16 protein-coding genes and 1 tRNA gene are annotated in these 18172 nt (G+C 50.5%); 6 read left to right on the top strand and 11 right to left on the bottom strand.

The features are described from left to right. Positions 1–9: 9 nt before the first annotated feature. Entirely contained in the window at positions 10–339 is a 330-nt protein-coding gene (locus AAIR21_RS22615; protein WP_006810881.1) for an HI1450 family dsDNA-mimic protein, read from the top strand. A 31-nt stretch (positions 340–370) separates the two neighbouring features. Here AAIR21_RS22615 and AAIR21_RS22620 read toward each other — a convergent pair whose 3' ends face one another. The 7 genes from AAIR21_RS22620 to AAIR21_RS22650 form a co-directional block, all read right to left on the bottom strand. After that, positions 371–1240, bottom strand: coding sequence for an ion transporter (locus AAIR21_RS22620; RefSeq protein ID WP_044866074.1), 870 nt, complete (start codon positions 1238–1240; stop codon positions 371–373). Between the two features lie 14 nt (positions 1241–1254). Then, the gene (oppF, locus tag AAIR21_RS22625) at positions 1255–2259 is read right to left on the bottom strand and encodes a murein tripeptide/oligopeptide ABC transporter ATP-binding protein OppF (protein ID WP_014170444.1); all 1005 of its coding nucleotides are present in this window, start codon (positions 2257–2259) and stop codon (positions 1255–1257) included. Further along, positions 2256–3269 (bottom strand): ABC transporter ATP-binding protein, encoded by a 1014-nt coding sequence (locus AAIR21_RS22630; protein WP_014170445.1) that lies wholly within the window; start codon positions 3267–3269, stop codon positions 2256–2258. Before AAIR21_RS22630 ends, oppF begins: the two co-directional genes overlap by 4 nt. An 11-nt stretch (positions 3270–3280) precedes the next feature. Beyond that, positions 3281–4189, bottom strand: a complete 909-nt coding sequence (oppC, locus tag AAIR21_RS22635) for an oligopeptide ABC transporter permease OppC (protein WP_014170446.1) — start codon at positions 4187–4189, stop codon at positions 3281–3283. A gap of 14 nt (positions 4190–4203) precedes the next feature. Further along, entirely contained in the window at positions 4204–5124 is a 921-nt protein-coding gene (gene oppB / locus AAIR21_RS22640; protein ID WP_014170447.1) for an oligopeptide ABC transporter permease OppB, read from the bottom strand. Between the two features lie 83 nt (positions 5125–5207). Then, a complete protein-coding gene (oppA, locus tag AAIR21_RS22645; protein ID WP_020882381.1) occupies positions 5208–6839 on the bottom strand; it encodes an oligopeptide ABC transporter substrate-binding protein OppA in 1632 nt (543 codons plus the stop codon). Positions 6840–7611: 772 nt separating this feature from the next. Beyond that, positions 7612–8259 carry a YchE family NAAT transporter gene (locus AAIR21_RS22650; protein WP_014170449.1) on the bottom strand — a complete coding sequence of 216 codons (648 nt, stop codon included), beginning with the start codon at positions 8257–8259 and terminating at the stop codon, positions 7612–7614. A 479-nt stretch (positions 8260–8738) separates the two neighbouring features. On the opposite strand from AAIR21_RS22650, the gene adhE reads away from it, so the two are divergent. After that, positions 8739–11417 carry a bifunctional acetaldehyde-CoA/alcohol dehydrogenase gene (gene adhE / locus AAIR21_RS22655; RefSeq protein ID WP_025203929.1) on the top strand — a complete coding sequence of 893 codons (2679 nt, stop codon included), beginning with the start codon at positions 8739–8741 and terminating at the stop codon, positions 11415–11417. 65 nt (positions 11418–11482) lie between these two features. Here adhE and tdk read toward each other — a convergent pair whose 3' ends face one another. After that, positions 11483–12097: a thymidine kinase gene (gene tdk, locus AAIR21_RS22660; protein ID WP_025203928.1), complete on the bottom strand. Its 615-nt coding sequence runs from the start codon at positions 12095–12097 to the stop codon at positions 11483–11485. A 549-nt stretch (positions 12098–12646) separates the two neighbouring features. Between tdk and hns the strand changes: the two genes are divergently transcribed. Further along, complete coding sequence (gene hns, locus AAIR21_RS22665) at positions 12647–13060, top strand: histone-like nucleoid-structuring protein H-NS (protein WP_008502781.1); 414 nt, start codon at positions 12647–12649, stop codon at positions 13058–13060. Positions 13061–13260: 200 nt separating this feature from the next. On the opposite strand, the gene galU is transcribed toward hns, so the two are convergent. From galU to rssA, 3 genes are all read right to left on the bottom strand, one after another. Continuing rightward, on the bottom strand, positions 13261–14169 hold the full coding sequence (gene galU, locus AAIR21_RS22670; RefSeq protein WP_014170452.1) for a UTP--glucose-1-phosphate uridylyltransferase GalU: 909 nt from the start codon (positions 14167–14169) through the stop codon (positions 13261–13263). Positions 14170–14369: 200 nt separating this feature from the next. Continuing rightward, complete coding sequence (rssB, locus tag AAIR21_RS22675; RefSeq protein WP_014170453.1) at positions 14370–15383, bottom strand: two-component system response regulator RssB; 1014 nt, start codon at positions 15381–15383, stop codon at positions 14370–14372. A 91-nt stretch (positions 15384–15474) separates the two neighbouring features. Further along, complete coding sequence (gene rssA, locus AAIR21_RS22680; RefSeq protein WP_032669742.1) at positions 15475–16377, bottom strand: patatin-like phospholipase RssA; 903 nt, start codon at positions 16375–16377, stop codon at positions 15475–15477. Positions 16378–16491: 114 nt separating this feature from the next. Here rssA and AAIR21_RS22685 point away from each other — a divergent pair, with 114 nt between their 5' ends. From AAIR21_RS22685 to AAIR21_RS22695, 3 genes are all read left to right on the top strand, one after another. Next, the gene (locus AAIR21_RS22685) at positions 16492–16950 is read left to right on the top strand and encodes a YchJ family protein (protein ID WP_025203926.1); all 459 of its coding nucleotides are present in this window, start codon (positions 16492–16494) and stop codon (positions 16948–16950) included. Positions 16951–16998: 48 nt separating this feature from the next. Further along, on the top strand, positions 16999–17841 hold the full coding sequence (gene purU, locus AAIR21_RS22690; RefSeq protein WP_014170456.1) for a formyltetrahydrofolate deformylase: 843 nt from the start codon (positions 16999–17001) through the stop codon (positions 17839–17841). A gap of 157 nt (positions 17842–17998) precedes the next feature. Further along, positions 17999–18083: transfer RNA gene (locus AAIR21_RS22695), tRNA-Tyr, on the top strand. Positions 18084–18172: the final 89 nt, after the last annotated feature.

The raw sequence follows: 18172 nt of genomic DNA on the forward strand, positions 1-18172 counted from the left end.
GTAGTCATCATGGAAATGGATCTGAACAATCGCCTGACCGAAGACGAAACGCTCGAACAGGCCTATGACATTTTTCTCGAACTGGCGGTTGATAACCTCGATCCCGCAGACGTGATCCTTTTTAATCTCCAGTTTGAAGAGCGCGGGGGCGCCGAGTTGTTCGACCCTTCTGAAGACTGGGCTGAACATGTGGATTTCGACCTCAATCCTGACTTCTTTGCCGAAGTGGTGATTGGCCTGGCCGATGAAGATGGCGGTGAAATTAACGACATCTTCGCCCGCGTCCTGCTGTGTCGCGAGAAAGACCACAAGCTGTGTCATATTCTCTGGCGCGAATAATAAAAAAGGCTGCGATTGCAGCCTTTTTTATTTAATCCGGTAACTCACTTCCGCACTGATTACAAAACCGCGCGCTGTGTTCATGTTCACCCTGGTGACATTTCGGGCATTTTCGTTGCGCCTTACGGTTCTGAAAGGCGCTGCTCATGTGCGTAGTAATGAGCCCTGTCGGGACCGCAATCACCGAATAACCAATCAGAATCAGTACCGAGGCGACAATCCGTCCCAGCGGAGTGTGAGGGGCTATATCACCATAGCCAACGGTTGTGACGGTCACAATCGCCCAATAAACAGAAGCATTCAGCGTTGAGAAGCCATTCTTCGGCCCTTCTATCAAATACATCAGCGCGCCGAATATCACCATGACGATGGCAATAAATGAATAGAACAGGATCAGCTGATGCCGCGCGCTGACGATGGCACTCCAGAATATCCGCAATGACGGCATAAACCGCAGCAGTTTAAGAATGCGTAACACCCGAATAACGCGCATCGCTCGCCAGGCAAAAACATAGCTCAGACTGATTTCTGGCCATAGCCACATGACATAGAGCGGCAGGATCGTGGCCAAATCAATAAATCCCCAGAAGCTGAAGACATATTTGGCCGGGTTAGGCCAACAGAATACCCGCAGGAAATATTCAGCGGTAAAGACCAGCGTAATGACCAGCTCCAGCCAGACAAAAAGATGCCATTCTTCCAGCGTCAGGTGATACTGCGTTCCGACGCCCGATTCGATAAAAATGATCACCACGCTGAGCAGCGCAAACAGGGCGCAGAGGGCTTCAAAACGCCGTCCGGTTACCGTTTCAGGATCGAATAAAAGATGATAGAGCCGCCGACGGACGGAGGTGAATAATCGCGACACGTTAACCTCGCAAATAATAAGGGCTGACATCATGTCAGCCCTTGCGATTATAACGGGTCTACTTTCAGGCAGGAAACCGCATGTCGGAAACTGCCCTCCAGAACCGGACGTGTTTTTGCACATTCCGGCCCGGCCATCGGGCATCGCGTACGGAATACACAACCGGACGGCGGGTTAATCGGGGACGGTAATTCACCTTCCAGAAGCTGGATGGTTTTATTTTTTTCCAGATCCGGATCGGGAATCGGTACCGCAGACATCAGTGCCCGGGTATAGGGGTGCAATGGGTTATGGTACACCTCATCGTAAGTCCCTAATTCCACCGCATGGCCAAGATACATCACCAGTACGCGGTCAGAAATGTGTTTCACCACCGCGAGATCATGCGCAATGAAAATCAGCGACAGCCCCATTTCACGTTGCAGTTTCTGCAGCAGGTTAACCACCTGCGCCTGAATAGAGACGTCCAGCGCCGAGACGGGCTCGTCACAGATAATCAGCTTCGGCTCAAGGATCAGTGCACGGGCGATACCGATACGCTGGCACTGACCACCGGAGAATTCGTGCGGGTAACGGTTGACGAGGTTAGGCAACAAGCCCACTTTCATCATCATTGCCTTCACACGGTCGCGTACTTCCTGACGCGGCATCTTCGGATGATAGGTCCGCAGTGGCTCAGCAATGATCTCCCCGATGGTCATACGCGGGTTCAATGAGGCCAGCGGATCCTGGAAAATCATCTGGATGTCGCTACGGACATCGCGCCACTCGTCTGGCTTCATGCCCAGCAGATCTTTACCCAGCCAGGCAACTTTGCCGTCGGTGGCTTTCACGAGGCCTATGATGGCACGCGCAAACGTGGATTTACCGCAACCGGACTCACCCACCACCCCCAGAGTTTCCCCTTCATACAGACGAAGCGTTACGCCATCGACCGCTTTCAGGGTTTTCGGCGGCTGCCAGAACCACTGTTTTCCGTCTTTAATGTCGAAATGCACCTTAAGGTCAGCAATTTCGAGCAGGACATTTCTTTTTTCATCTAATGCGTTCATACCAGATCCTCCTGCGGCTTAAAGCAGGCGCGCAGACGGCCTGGTGCAAACTCTTCCAGCGGCGGCGCGGTATTGCAGATTTCCATCGCGTGCGGGCAGCGTGGCTGGAACGGACAGCCTTTCGGCAGGCGCAGCAGGTTTGGCGGGTTGCCAGGAATGGTCAGCAGGGATTCCCCTTCTGCATCGAGGCGCGGCACCGCATTCAGCAGACCAATGGAGTAAGGGTGTGCAGGCTGGTAGAACACGTCGCGCGCCTTACCATATTCCATGGTGCGGCCTGCATACATCACCAGTACCTTGTCACAGATACCGGCCACTACGCCCAGATCGTGAGTGATCATGATAATCGCGGTGTTGAACTCACGCTTAAGCTCGTTCAGCAGCGTCATGATCTGTGCCTGGACGGTCACATCAAGCGCGGTGGTCGGTTCATCGGCAATCAGCAGTTTTGGCCGGCACATCAGCGCCATCGCAATCATGACACGCTGACGCATACCGCCGGAGAACTCATGCGGGAACATGCGCATACGCTTGCGCGCTTCCGGCATTTTCACCGCGTCGAGCATTTTGACGGACTCCTCGAAGGCTTCCGCTTTGCCCAGGCCTTTGTGCAGCATCAGCACTTCCATCAGCTGCTCGCCGACACGCATATACGGGTTCAGCGAGGTCATCGGGTCCTGGAATATCATCGAAATCTGCTCAGCGCGCAGCTTGTTCAGCTCGTATTCCGGCAGGTTGAGGATCTCACGCCCGTTGAATTTGGCGGAACCGCCAATGACACCGTTAGACGCCAGCAGCCCCATCAACGCAAAGGCGGTTTGGGATTTACCGGAACCCGACTCGCCCACAATCCCCAGCGTTTCACCCGCACGCAGGTTGAAGTTGAGATCGTTCACGGCGGTCACATCGCCATCCGGCGTTTTAAAGGTCACGCGGAGGTCTTTTACGTCCAGCAGAAGGTTACCCTGCTGTTGCGCCTGTGGCGCAGTGGCCGTTTCAATAATCGTCATGACGGCGCTCCTTAACGGTCTTTCGGGTCGAGGGCATCACGCAGGCCATCGCCGATAAAGTTGAAACAAAACAGGGTGACGACCAGGAAGCCCGCCGGGTACAGAAGCAACCACGGTGAGACTTCCATTGAGTTTGCACCATCACTCAGAAGCGCGCCCCAGCTGCTCAGTGGCTCTTGTGTACCCAGACCCAGGAAGCTCAGGAAAGATTCAAACAAGATCATGCTTGGTACCAGCAGCGAGGCATATACCACCACCACGCCGAGCACGTTAGGAACGATATGGCGAACCACAATATTACCGGTGGAGACACCGCCCACCTGCGCCGCTTCGATAAACTCTTTACGCTTAAGACTCAGCGTCTGACCACGAACGATTCGCGCCATATCCAGCCAGGACACCATCCCGATTGCCACGAAGATCAACAGGATATTCTGGCCAAAGAAGGTCACCAGCAGGATAACGAAGAACATGAACGGGAAGGAGTTTAAGATTTCCAGCATACGCATCATGACGGAGTCCACTTTACCGCCAAGGTAGCCTGAGAGTGAGCCGTAAAGCGTACCCACGATCACCGCCACCAGGGCGGCAGCAATACCGACCATCAGCGAAATGCGGCCACCGATAGCGACACGCACCAGCAGGTCGCGCCCTGAGGAATCCGTACCAAAATAGTGCCCGGACGTCATATCGGGTGCGCTGGACATCATGCCCCAGTCGGTGTCGAAATAGGTAAATTGCGACAGAATCGGCGCCAGGGTGACAAACAGCGCGATAAGCACCAGAACAACCAGACTGGCGACCGCGGCACGGTTATGCATAAAGCGACGACGGGCGTCTTGCCAGAGGCTACGACCTTCTACTTCCAGTTTTTCACTGAAGTTTTCCAGCGCCTCGCTGTTTTTCTTACTCAACATCATGGCGTGCTCCAGTATCAGTAACGGATTTTCGGGTCGATAACGGCATACAGCACATCGACGATAGCGTTAAACAAAATGGTCAGTGCGCCGACGAGGATTGTCAGGCTCAGTACCAGTGAATAGTCGCGGTTCAGCGCGCCATTAACGAACAGTTGACCAATGCCCGGCAGACCGTAGATGGTTTCGATAACCATTGAGCCGGTGATGATCCCAACGAATGCCGGCCCCAGGTAGGAGAGCACGGGCAGGAGCGCAGGCTTGAGTGCATGGCGGAATATAATCCGGCGCATCGGCAGCCCTTTCGCACGCGCTGTACGGATGAAGTTCGAGTGCAGGACTTCAATCATGGAACCGCGGGTGATACGCGCGATACTGGCGATATAAGCCAGGGAAAGAGCCACCATTGGCAAAATCATGAACTTCAGCGCCCCGCCATTCCAGCCGCCCCCGGGCAGCCATTTCAGCGTAATGGCAAATATCATCACCAGTAATGGCGCGACAACGAAGCTGGGTATAACCACCCCGGTCATCGCCACCCCCATTACGGTATAATCCCATTTGGTATTTTGTTTGAGCGCGGCAATAACGCCCGCGGTGACGCCGAGAACGACGGCAAGGATGAATGCCGCAGCACCCAGTTTCGCCGATACAGGGAAGCTGGACGCCACCAGGTCGTTAACGGAATAGTCTTTGTATTTGAATGACGGCCCAAAATCACCGTGCGCCAGTTGCTTCAGATAGTTGAAGTACTGCGTGGAGATAGGATCGTTTAAGTGATACTTCGCTTCGATATTGGCCATCACTTCCGGTGGCAGCGTACGTTCACCGGTAAATGGACTTCCCGGCGCGAGACGCATCATAAAGAAGGAAATCGTAATTAGAATAAATAACGTTGGTATCGCTTCTAAGCAGCGACGCAGGATAAATTTCAACATTGCCCGTACCTTCTGGCGTGTGCCTGATGAATGTTACAAAGTAGACACAGTGGGGCAAGCCAGGCCTGCCCCACGTATTGCCATTAATGCTTGATAATATAAAGATTCTTAACGGAAATATTATCCAACGGGTCTTTACCGGTATAACCCCCTACCCACGGTTTCACCAGGCGGGCGTTAACGTAGTAATAGACCGGTACGATTGCAGAGTCTTTATCGAGCTGCTCTTCTGATTTCGCGTACAGATCAGCGCGCTGCGCATCGTCTGTGACTTTCAGCGTATCAGTAATGATCTTATCGAATGCCGGGCTCTTATAGTGCGCGGTGTTATTCGAACTGTCGCTCAGCATGGTGTTCAGGAAGGATGTTGGTTCGTTATAGTCCGCACACCAGCCGGCACGCGCCACGTCGAACGTCCCCTGATGACGGGTATCCAGGAAGGTTTTCCACTCCTGGTTTTCCAGCTTCACGTTCACGCCCAGGTTTTTCTTCCAGATAGACGCGACGGCGATAGCCAGTTTTTTATGCAGGTCAGACGTGTTGTACAGCAGGTTAAACGTCAGCGGCTTGTCAGCGGTATAACCGGCTTCAGCCAGCAGTTTTTTCGCTTCTTCGTTACGTTTTTCCTGTGACCACTTGAACCACTCAGGCTCAACCAGTTTCATACCGTCGGTATAAGGAGGGGTATAGCTGTATGCCGGCAGGTCGCCCTGGTTTTTCACTTTGTTCACGATAATATCGCGATCCAGTGCCAGCTTCAGCGCTGTACGCACGCGCACATCGGTGAAAGGTGCTTTCTGGTTGTTGATTTCGTAGTAGTAAGTGCAGAGATACGGATCAACATGCACTTCTTTCGGGATCTCTTTTTTCAGCTTCTGGAACAGTTCAATCGGCATGTTGTTATAGGTCATGTCGATTTCGCCGCTGCGGTAACGGTTAACGTCAGTGACTTCCGAAGAGATTGGCAGGTAGGTTACCTGATTGATGACGGTTTTCGCGTTATCCCAGTACTGCGGGTTACGCTCCAGAACCATACGTTCGTTGACCACCCAGTCTTTCAGTTTATAAGCACCGTTGGTCACGATATTGGCAGGCTGGGTCCATTTTTCACCAAATTTTTCCACCGCGGATTTTGGTACCGGGGAAACGGACGGGTGAACCAGTAATTTGTAGAAGTACGGAACAGGCTCGCTCAACGTCACTTCAAAGGTATTGGCATCAATCGCTTTCACACCCAGGTCGGTGACCGGTTTTTTACCGGCGATGATGTCATCAATATTGGCGATGTGGCCATATTGCAGGTAGCTCGCATACGGAGAGGCGGTGGTTGGATTCGCCAGACGCTGCCAGCTATATACGAAATCTTCGGCGGTAACCGGCGTACCGTCGGACCATTTCGCATCTTTACGAAGATGGAAGGTCCAGACTTTGAAATCTTTATTTTCCCATTTTTCCGCCACACCCGGTGCCGGGTGGCCGTCTACGTCGGTCACCAGCAAGCCTTCGAACAGGTCGCGGTTGACGTTAGACTCCGGAACACCTTCAATTTTGTGCGGGTCAAGAGACTGAACTTCCGCACCGTTGTTACGAACCAGCGTCTGTTTCTCCGCCAGTTGAACGCCTGCAGGAACGTCCGCAGCCATTGCAGCGTTGCCCGCGATTAGCGCAGTTAAAATCCCCGCCGCTACCAGATTTTTTTTTGTGATGATGGACATTGTGTTGGTACTCCACTCATTATAATTACTGGCCTTCGCCAGCTGTGTAATCCCCTGTTGGGGCCTGTACAGCGCAGGAGTTTTTTTTGCTGCTGTCAGGTTCTTCTTTTTACTTCTTGCTATCACCGACTTTTTTATTACTGACCGCTCGTATGGCCGTCTTGCGTCGATTCTTCACAGGTCTCCCCTGTCTGAGGCCTGCGCTGGATATCTGAGAAGAGGACTATATGAAAATAATTCTCATCTGCTTGTTTTATGCTGCAAAATATTAGGCCGGAAAGTATCAAATGGCGTAAACGCGCGCCAATACATTTTGCAAATTTGTTAAGCAATTCTCTTTTACGGTGAGTACCGTATCTCGGGGGGCAGCCCTGCCTGACATCAAATACCGCATAAAAACATTGGTATTCAATATGATAGAGAAAACATTCTCTACAAGCGCGTCGCTGCGCTATCATCGAGTGGTTTTGTACAAAAATTTAACAACTGATTATTATTTAGCACATTCCTCTAGGGGAACGTTGAAATTACTAATATCATTTCGGTTATGACTCAGCAAGCCCCAGAGTATCATGTGAGTAAAATAACAGATCGATTGAAGGTTTTATGCGCAGAGAGGCACGAGGCAAATTGATAACTTATTGAAATATAAGAAAAGCGGATTATTAGTAGAATTTATTATGATATGTGAGCATTTCAACTTTAGTTATATGATTTGCTGATAATCACGTAAAAAAACGGAGCCTCAGGCCCCGTTCTTTCATTTGAAATATTAGTGCAGTAAGCCGGGGAAAATGCTTTTAATACCGGTGACAATAAATTCGATGCCTAACGCCATCAACAACAGCCCCATGATACGCGTAATAACGTTGATGCCCGTTTGCCCCAGCCAGCGCACCAGCCAGGGTGCCATGCGGAAAACACCCCAACAACACAGTGCGAAGATAGCGATGGCGACAGAAAAACCAATCAGGTGCATCAGGCTATGGTAACGTGTCCCCCAGACAATGGTGGAACTGATCGCCCCAGGCCCTGCCATTAAAGGCAACGCAAGCGGGACCACGCCGATACTTTCGCGAATGGCGGTTTCTGATTTCTCCTGTTTGTTCTGCTTATCCTCACCCAGCTTACCGCTGATCATCGACATGGCAATGGTCACCACCAGGATGCCACCCGCGATGCGGAAAGAATCAATTGAAATGCCGAACAGCTGGAGAATGGCATCACCCAGGAAAAGCGAGGTGAGCAAGATAATGGCCACTGACAGGTTAGCGGTGAGGTTGGTTTTGTTCCTGGCCGCCGCCGTCTGGTAACTGGTCATACTAATGAAGACAGGGATGATCCCTACCGGGTTGACCAGGGCAAACAGACCAATAAAAAATTTAAAATACGTTGGAAAATCAAAGAGCGTTTGGATCACGTTTTGCTCCGCTTATGCACATGCCCGGGACTGACACTTTGTCATGAAAAATCGCGCTGAAGATACGCTTTTTATGAGCATACTTCACCAGAAATCTGTGCCTAAACGTTATCCTTTCAGGATGTTAAACAGATGTAGAATCAGTGATAGCATCACTTCCAATAGTTACTTAATTATTTAACACTGGAAATATCTACAATAAATAACCCTGCTGAAAGGTATCAGCTTGGGGAAAAATTGACGCAGATCATGATTTTCGTACTCAGAAGTGAGTAATCTTGATTACGCCCCCCAGGAAGGTCACCTGTCACAAAGGGATGATGTTAAGGTAAGGCTCTTTTAGTAAGTTAGCGCGCCAGAGCATAAAGTAACTCTTTGTTTTACTTTATCTAACGCAAGTCGTAGTGGCTCTGTCTATACTGTCAGACGTATCGAGCGCTGGTTTACTAAAAGAGTTTAAACATTATCAGGAGAGCATTATGGCTGTTACTAATATCGCTGAACTGAACGCACTCGTCGAGCGCGTGAAAAAAGCCCAGCGTGAATACGCCAATTTCACCCAAGAACAGGTTGATAAAATCTTCCGCGCGGCCGCTCTGGCTGCTGCAGATGCTCGAATCCCTCTCGCTAAAATGGCCGTTGCTGAATCCGGCATGGGTATCGTTGAAGATAAAGTGATCAAAAACCACTTTGCTTCAGAGTATATCTATAACGCCTATAAAGATGAGAAGACTTGCGGCGTCCTGGCTGAAGATCATACCTTCGGTACCATCACCATTGCTGAACCTATCGGTATTATTTGCGGTATCGTTCCAACGACTAACCCAACGTCTACTGCCATCTTCAAATCGCTGATCAGCCTGAAGACCCGTAACGCAATCATCTTCTCCCCTCACCCACGTGCTAAAGATGCTACCAACAAAGCAGCGGATATCGTGCTGCAGGCTGCTATCGCTGCGGGTGCGCCAAAAGATCTGATCGGCTGGATCGACCAACCGTCTGTTGAACTGTCTAACGCCCTGATGCACCACCCGGACATTAACCTGATCCTGGCAACCGGTGGTCCTGGCATGGTTAAAGCAGCATACAGCTCCGGTAAACCGGCTATCGGTGTAGGTGCGGGTAACACGCCTGTTGTTATCGACGAAACGGCCGATATTAAACGTGCTGTTGCATCTGTACTGATGTCTAAAACCTTCGACAACGGTGTTATCTGTGCGTCTGAACAGTCCGTTGTTGTTGTAGATTCCGTCTATGATGCGGTTCGCGAACGTTTCGCCAGCCACGGCGGCTACATGCTGCAGGGCAAAGAGCTGAAAGCCGTTCAGGATATCATTCTGAAAAACGGCGCACTGAACGCCGCCATCGTTGGTCAGCCAGCCTATAAAATCGCTGAACTCGCCGGCTTTACCGTTCCGGCAACCACCAAGATTCTGATCGGCGAAGTTAAAGTTGTCGACGAAAGCGAACCGTTCGCTCACGAAAAACTCTCGCCTACGCTTGCTATGTACCGTGCGAAAGATTTCGAAGACGCGGTAGTAAAAGCGGAGAAACTGGTTGCAATGGGGGGTATCGGTCATACCTCTTGCCTGTACACCGACCAGGATAACCAGCCAGAGCGCGTTGCTCACTTCGGTCAGATGATGAAAACTGCGCGCATCCTGATTAACACCCCGGCTTCTCAGGGTGGTATCGGTGACCTGTACAACTTCAAACTCGCACCTTCCCTGACTCTGGGTTGTGGTTCCTGGGGTGGTAACTCCATCTCTGAAAACGTTGGTCCAAAACACCTGATCAACAAGAAAACCGTTGCTAAGCGAGCTGAAAACATGTTGTGGCACAAACTTCCGAAATCTATCTACTTCCGCCGTGGCTCTCTGCCAATCGCGCTGGATGAAGTGATTACTGATGGCCACAAACGTGCGCTCATCGTGACTGACCGTTTCCTGTTCAACAACGGCTACGCAGATCAGATCACTTCTGTTCTGAAAGCGGCTGGCGTTGAAACTGAAGTGTTCTTTGAAGTTGAAGCTGACCCAACCCTGACCGTAGTGCGTAAAGGTGCTGAACTGGCGAACTCCTTCAAACCCGATGTGATCATCGCACTGGGTGGTGGTTCCCCAATGGACGCCGCGAAAATCATGTGGGTTATGTACGAGCACCCAGAAACACACTTCGAAGAACTGGCGCTGCGCTTTATGGACATCCGTAAACGTATCTACAAGTTCCCGAAAATGGGCGTAAAAGCGAAAATGATCGCCGTTACCACCACTTCCGGTACAGGTTCAGAAGTCACGCCGTTTGCCGTTGTAACCGACGATGCAACCGGTCAGAAATACCCACTGGCTGACTACGCGCTGACGCCAGACATGGCTATCGTTGATGCCAACCTGGTCATGGAAATGCCGAAATCACTCTGTGCGTTCGGTGGTCTGGATGCAGTGACTCACGCCCTGGAAGCTTACGTTTCCGTCCTGGCTTCTGAGTTCTCTGACGGTCAGGCTCTGCAGGCTCTGAAACTGCTGAAAGAAAACCTGCCAGCGTCTTATAATGAAGGGTCTAAAAACCCGGTTGCCCGTGAACGTGTTCACAGTGCAGCAACCATCGCCGGTATCGCGTTTGCTAACGCCTTCCTGGGTGTTTGCCACTCAATGGCACACAAACTGGGTTCACAGTTCCACATTCCTCACGGTCTGGCGAACGCCCTGTTGATCAGCAACGTTATCCGTTATAACGCGAACGACAACCCAACCAAGCAGACTGCTTTCAGCCAGTACGACCGTCCACAGGCACGTCGTCGTTACGCTGAAATCGCAGACCACCTGGGTCTGAGCGCACCGGGCGACCGTACTGCGGCGAAGATTGAGAAACTGCTGGCATGGCTGGAAAGTCTTAAAGCTGAGCTGGGTATTCCTAAATCTATCCGTGAAGCGGGCGTTCAGGAAGCTGACTTCCTCGCGCATGTTGATAAGCTGTCTGAAGATGCATTCGATGACCAGTGTACCGGTGCCAACCCGCGCTACCCGCTGATCTCTGAGCTGAAACAGATCCTGCTGGATACCTTCTACGGCCGCGAGTTCAAAGAAAATGACACTGTTGCTGTGAAAGTAGACGCACCTGTCATTAAAGCTGACAAGAAAGCGAAGAAAAACGCGTAACTGACAGCCTGATAAAAAACCCGCCTCTGGCGGGTTTTTTTATGTCTGCATTTTACTATGAAGGATTATTTGCGGTTGTCAGGCTGAAGCGCCGTCAGTGAGCCGACAATCAACGCTTCCTTATAATGCTTACGGCACACCGATACGTAGCGCTCATTGCCTCCTATGACCACCTGCTCGCCATCAGCATAGGGTTTTCCGGCCTGGTCGAGGCGAAGCACCATGCTGGCTTTACGGCCGCAAAAACAGATGGTTTTAAGTTCAACGAGTTTATCCGACCACGCAAGTAAATACTGGCTGCCGGCAAATAGCTCACCACGAAAGTCAGTGCGCAACCCATAGCACAGAACGGGAATATCAAGCTCATCGACAACCTCTGAAAGCGCATGAACTTGCTCACGCGTCAGAAACTGGCTTTCATCAACCAGAACACAATGGATGGGCTGTGAAGCATGCGCTGTGCGGATATCCTCCAGCAGGTCAGTTTGCGGGTTAAACAGCCTCGCAGGCGATGAGAGGCCTATTCTGGAACTCACCTTCCCTGCACCAAAGCGGTCGTCAATTTCAGCCGTATAAACAACGGTACGCATCCCACGTTCCTGGTAATTGTATGAGGATTGCAGTAGCGCTGTCGATTTCCCGGCATTCATTGCCGAATAGTAGAAATAAAGTTGTGCCATTGGCCGTAAAACCCTAATCAATGTGTAATATTACCGATGATTCATTGTACCATATTTTGTCTGGTTATCAGCGATACGACGCACAGACTATGCGGTTCAGCGCGAGGTTTACCGCCGGCATTTTGTAAAAATAATGCGTTAAAACATGAAGTAAACGCATCCAGCCCAGCCAATATGTTATAGGGTCAGCCAAACATAACACTTCATTTTATAGTGGAATCATCGTTCATTAAAATTCACTATTTATTAACTATTTCTGCCTTAACATACCCGGTGTAAACTAATACAAAAGGCTGATATTTATCCGCCGCAACTATAATTCCTGAGGCAAATGTCACAAAAAAAAGATGCAATCGACTGCGTTAAGCCACTTTACGTGATAACAAGCGGGACTGGCGGGTTATGAAATTTAAGTTAGCGTAATTAATAATAGCGGCAATATTCACTATTTTTTGAATTCCTTACATTCCCAGCTATTGCACAACTGAATTTATCGCTCTATTATTAGGACAACAAACCACCCCCCATTATAAGTTTGAGATTACTACAATGAGCGAAGCACTTAAAATTCTGAACAACATCCGTACTCTTCGTGCGCAGGCAAGAGAATGTACCCTCGAAACGCTTGAAGAAATGCTGGAAAAATTAGAAGTTGTAGTTAATGAACGTCGCGAAGAAGAAAGCGCTGCTGCTGCTGAAATCGAAGAGCGTACTCGTAAACTGCAGCAATATCGTGAAATGCTGATTGCTGATGGTATCGATCCAAATGAATTGCTGAACAGCATGGCTGCAGCTAAAACCGGTACCAAAGCAAAACGCGCTGCTCGTCCTGCTAAATATAGCTATGTTGACGAGAACGGCGAAACTAAAACCTGGACCGGCCAGGGTCGTACTCCTGCTGTTATCAAGAAAGCAATGGACGAGCAAGGTAAACAGCTGGATGACTTCCTGATCAAGGATTAATCATCTCGCTTCCAGAAAAATCCCGCGTAATGCGGGATTTTTTTTACCCGCAATTTACCGCAAACATCCCCTTACACTCTGTCATAAAGCGTTATTTGGCTATTTAGTTTGCCTTACAATCGGACGTGATGACGGCGTGTTATGGGCATAAAAAAACCGGTGGGCAGAGCCTCACCGGTTCAGATCAAATGAAGCCTGAGTTATTTCTTAATACCCGCGCTCTCTTTGAGCCAGGCTTTAAATTCTTCACCGAGCGTATTGTGGCGAATGCCATATTCTACAAACGCCTGCATATAACCGAGCTTATTACCGCAGTCATGGCTCTTACCTTTCATATGGTAAGCTTCAACGGTCTCTTTCTCGATCAGCATATCAATGGCATCGGTAAGCTGGATTTCATCACCCGCTCCTGGAGGCGTTTTCGCCAGCAGAGGCCAGATTTCAGCACTCAGGACATAACGACCTACAACCGCCAGATTAGAAGGCGCTACGTCGGCTTTAGGCTTCTCAACCACGCCAATCATCGGCACGCTCTCACCCGGTTCAAGGTTAACGCCTTTGCAGTCAACAACACCGTAAGCGGTAACGTCATCCACAGGTTCAACCATGATCTGGCTGCTGCCTGTTTCATCGAAGCGTTTGATCATCTCAGCCAGATTGTCCTGAGAAAGATCTGATTCATATTCGTCCAGAATAACGTCAGGCAGGATCACCGCAACAGGCTCATCGCCTACAACGGGATGCGCACACATGACTGCGTGGCCCAGACCTTTAGCCAGACCCTGACGCACCTGCATAATGGTGACGTGTGGCGGGCAAATAGACTGAACTTCTTCCAGCAGCTGGCGCTTAACACGTTTTTCCAGCATGGCTTCGAGTTCAAAACTTGTATCGAAGTGGTTTTCGATAGAGTTTTTTGATGAATGTGTAACCAGCACAATTTCAGTAATGCCGGCCGCGATACATTCGTTAACGACATACTGAATTAATGGCTTATCAACCAGAGGCAGCATCTCTTTAGGAATCGCCTTAGTTGCTGGTAACATCCTGGTCCCCAATCCCGCTACCGGGATGACGGCCTTTCTGACTTTCGAATTTAGGGCAGCCATTCAAATTCTCCTGAGCTGTTCAAGTTTTGAACTTTTATGCAATAAATAACGCGTTAAGTATATCAGCCTCATCCCGCAGTCCGGGTCTGAAAAGAACGCGTTGCCGATCAATTAGGACAAATACGCATGATTCCGGGCAGCGATAGTAGCACTCCCCATAAATCACAGGTAAAGCAATCTTAAAATTAAGTTCCAACTGCTTATTCCGTGGACAACATTAAGCGTAGCCGTCCCCCGGCACCCCAAATTTGGCACTGCCAGGAGGAACAACGATGGCTAATTTGATTAAGATAAGCCGTACCCAATGTTCCAAGCGGGACACCGTTACTGACCTGAATATGATGTTCCCCGGTATTCAGCGAGGCATTAAGCCCCGCGGAAACGAGGATAAGATTTTTCAAACCGCTGTGGTAATAACCTACCAACAGCGGAAACTGTCCGGGTAAATTGGCCTGACGAAAAAGCTGGTTTACCTGTTTGAGTAAACTGCCTAACTCGGGAAGCCGCTGTCCCTGATGGGAGAGTTGTTCCTGCAGCAACCCGTTAAATAGCGCGCGAAGTAATAACGCGGCTAATACACCATTATCCCCTGCCCGGGTGACATCAAGACAATAAAATGCAAGGTCTGAATCCGATAATGGCGCAATATCGAGCACCAGCCCTGGCTGGTCAGCGGCCACCAGCTGACGATAATTCACACGACAGTGAGAAATATTTTGTTGTACCGGCGGTTGAAGTTCTTGCAACAGTTTCGCCGCCGCAGGGGGATTACTCACTAAGGCGTCCCAGTCCTGGAAAAGGCGTTCCTCTTCCTCAACCCGGGAATTAAACATATTTGGATAAAGACAGGCTAAGACGGTTTCACGAAGCCGGTTAAGATCTTTAACCGGTTTAAGCAGAATATCCTGAACCCCCAGACGCAAGGCTTTGGCTATATCCGCCATGTTCTCTGTGGCGGAAATCACCAGTATCGGCATCTGGTTGGCTTCATTGCGCAGATGTTCGACCAGCTTCAGTCCATTCATCCGTGGCATTTCAAGGTCACAAATCATCAGATCAGGCGTGATATTGACCATTTTTTCCAGCGCGTCGATGCCATCGTCAGCCAGTGAAGTGTTTGCCCCCAGTGATGATAACCACGAATCCAGTAGCGATCGGAAAACGGGCTCGTCTTCAACAATCAAAATGTGTTTTCCGGCCAATGGCTTCGTCATGGTTCCTCCCCTGGCTGACAGTAACTACATAGTGGCATGCTATCGGCACTGTCGCCTGTCAGATTTTGCTGAAGTAGTCAAAAAAAGGTGCTTAACGTGCTGTTCGCACAAAAGGCAGCAACTCATCTATTTTCTTTTCGACGGCTAACGAGCCCGCTGCGATGGCGGCCTCAGCCCGATGGAAATCAAGGGTAGAAATTTGCGGACAATACGGCTGAAGCAGAATATCCGGCGGGTCGCCAGCCATGCGGTTGCGCTTGAGGCGGTTCTCCAGGACCTGGATTGAGGTCGTCATAATTTCAATCGCCGTGGGTGCAGTTACCGCACGCCGGGCGGCCATGCGCCCGAGACGTCCGCGCAGACGCTCATGCCAGGCCAGTTTTTCGCCCTCGGCATCTTCACTCTGAAGATTGACTGGCATCAGGTCTTGTTGCATCAGATGAGCGTCGTGCTGTAAATCCACAGCAATAACGATATCGGCACCCATAGCGCGGGTCAGGGAAATGGGGACCGGGTTAACAACGCCTCCGTCGACAAGCCAGTAACCGTTGTGCGGAACAGGGGCCATTAAGCCCGGCATGCTGCAGGACGCGCGAACGGCAAGATGGATATCCCCTTCGGTAAGCCAGAGTTCGCGGCCGGTACTGAGGTTCGTCGCAACGGCACCGAAGGGTAACTGACAATGACTGAAGTCATCGAGAGGCATAATCTGACGGAACTGGTTAAAGACCCGTTCACCGCGCAGCAACCCACCGCGCTGCCACGAGAGATCCATCAGGCGCAATACGTCCCAGTAACTGAAGGAGCGTACCCAGGTTTCAAGTTCCGGAAGCTTTCCACACGCGTATGCGGACCCCACAAGCGATCCGATTGAACACCCTGCAACAATATCAACGTCAATGCCCATCTGCTTTAAGGCATTTATCACGCCGATGTGCGACCATCCCCGGGCTGCACCTGAGCCCAGCGCCAGTCCAATTTTAACCTTTCTCATTAGCCCTGTTTTACGTCCCCTGGATTCCTGACATAGCATCAACGCAACTGCTCAGTTAACATGGTGCTACCCGAAGCGTTTAACGCCCTTATTTTTTGTTCCAGGAAGAGAATCGTGTCTCAACTCTGCCCTTGTGGTAGCGCTCTGGAGTATAGCCTATGTTGCCAGCGATATCTGTCTGGCGATCAGGTTGCACCAGACCCGTCACACCTCATGCGTTCACGGTATACTGCTTTTGTGATCAAAGACGCAGACTACCTGATTAAAACCTGGCACCCGTCCTGCCACGCTGCCGATTTCAGACAGGATATTGAAGCCGGATTTGCTAATACCCAATGGCTCGGCCTTACCGTCTATGAATCGTCAACGGGAAGTGATGCTGATGAAGGTTATGTCAGCTTCGTTGCCCGCTTTATCGAACGCAATAAGCCCGGTGCCATTATCGAACGTTCCCGGTTCTTAAAGGAAAGCGGGCAATGGTATTATATTGACGGAACGCGCCCACAGTTTGGTCGTAACGATCCCTGCCCTTGTGGTTCAGGTAAAAAATTTAAAAAGTGTTGCGGGCAGTAATGCCTGACAACCCAGACTTCGCAAATACTCAAACAGGATTTCCCGGCGATGCAATCACTACAACGTAAAGTTCTGCGCACCATCTGTCCCGATCAAAAAGGGCTGATCGCACGAATTACCAACATTTGTTATAAGCATGAACTGAATATCGTGCAGAACAACGAGTTCGTTGACCACCGTACCGGACGCTTCTTTATGCGTACCGAACTCGAAGGGATTTTCAACGACACCACCCTGCTTGCCGATCTCGACAGCGCGCTGCCTGAAGGCTCCGTGCGTGAACTGACACCCGCTGGCCGTCGTCGCGTTGTTATTCTTGTGACGAAAGAAGCCCACTGTCTTGGCGATCTGTTGATGAAAGCAAACTACGGTGGCCTCGATGTTGAAATCGCTGCCGTTATCGGTAACCACGAGACGCTGCGCACGCTGGTTGAACGTTTTGATATTCCGTTTGAGCTGGTCAGCCATGAAGGCCATACCCGTGAAGAACATGACAACCTGATGGCCAATGCTATCGAAGCGCATAACCCGGATTACGTGGTACTGGCGAAATACATGCGTGTGCTGACCCCATCTTTCGTGGCGCGTTTCCCGAACAAGATCATCAACATCCATCACTCATTCCTGCCAGCCTTTATCGGTGCACGTCCTTATCACCAGGCGTACGAACGCGGTGTGAAAATCATCGGCGCCACCGCGCACTACGTGAATGACAACCTGGACGAAGGCCCAATCATTATGCAGGACGTGATTCACGTGGATCACACCTATACCGCAGAAGATATGATGCGCGCCGGGCGTGACGTAGAGAAGAACGTACTCAGTCGTGCGCTTTATCAGGTGCTGGCGCAACGTGTGTTCGTTTACGGTAACAGAACGATTATTCTTTAATCGACAAGAAAATGAACTGGTTAGCTTTACAGCTTAACGCGTAAAATTCAGGCAACCAGTTTATTTTTATTGTGGTAACGCTTTACAGGGGCGTCTCATTTGATATGATGCGCCCCGCTTCCAGCAGGAAGCAGGCCAGTAAATAGCATTACCCCGTGGTGGGGTTCCCGAGCGGCCAAAGGGAGCAGACTGTAAATCTGCCGTCATCGACTTCGAAGGTTCGAATCCTTCCCCCACCACCATCTCTCAGCATTACCTCAAAATTTGAATTACCCCTGGTGGGGTTCCCGAGCGGCCAAAGGGAGCAGACTGTAAATCTGCCGTCATCGAC

The sequence above is a fragment of the Enterobacter sp. PTB genome (assembly GCF_051130085.1).
GTDB classification, from domain to species: domain Bacteria; phylum Pseudomonadota; class Gammaproteobacteria; order Enterobacterales; family Enterobacteriaceae; genus Enterobacter; species Enterobacter ludwigii.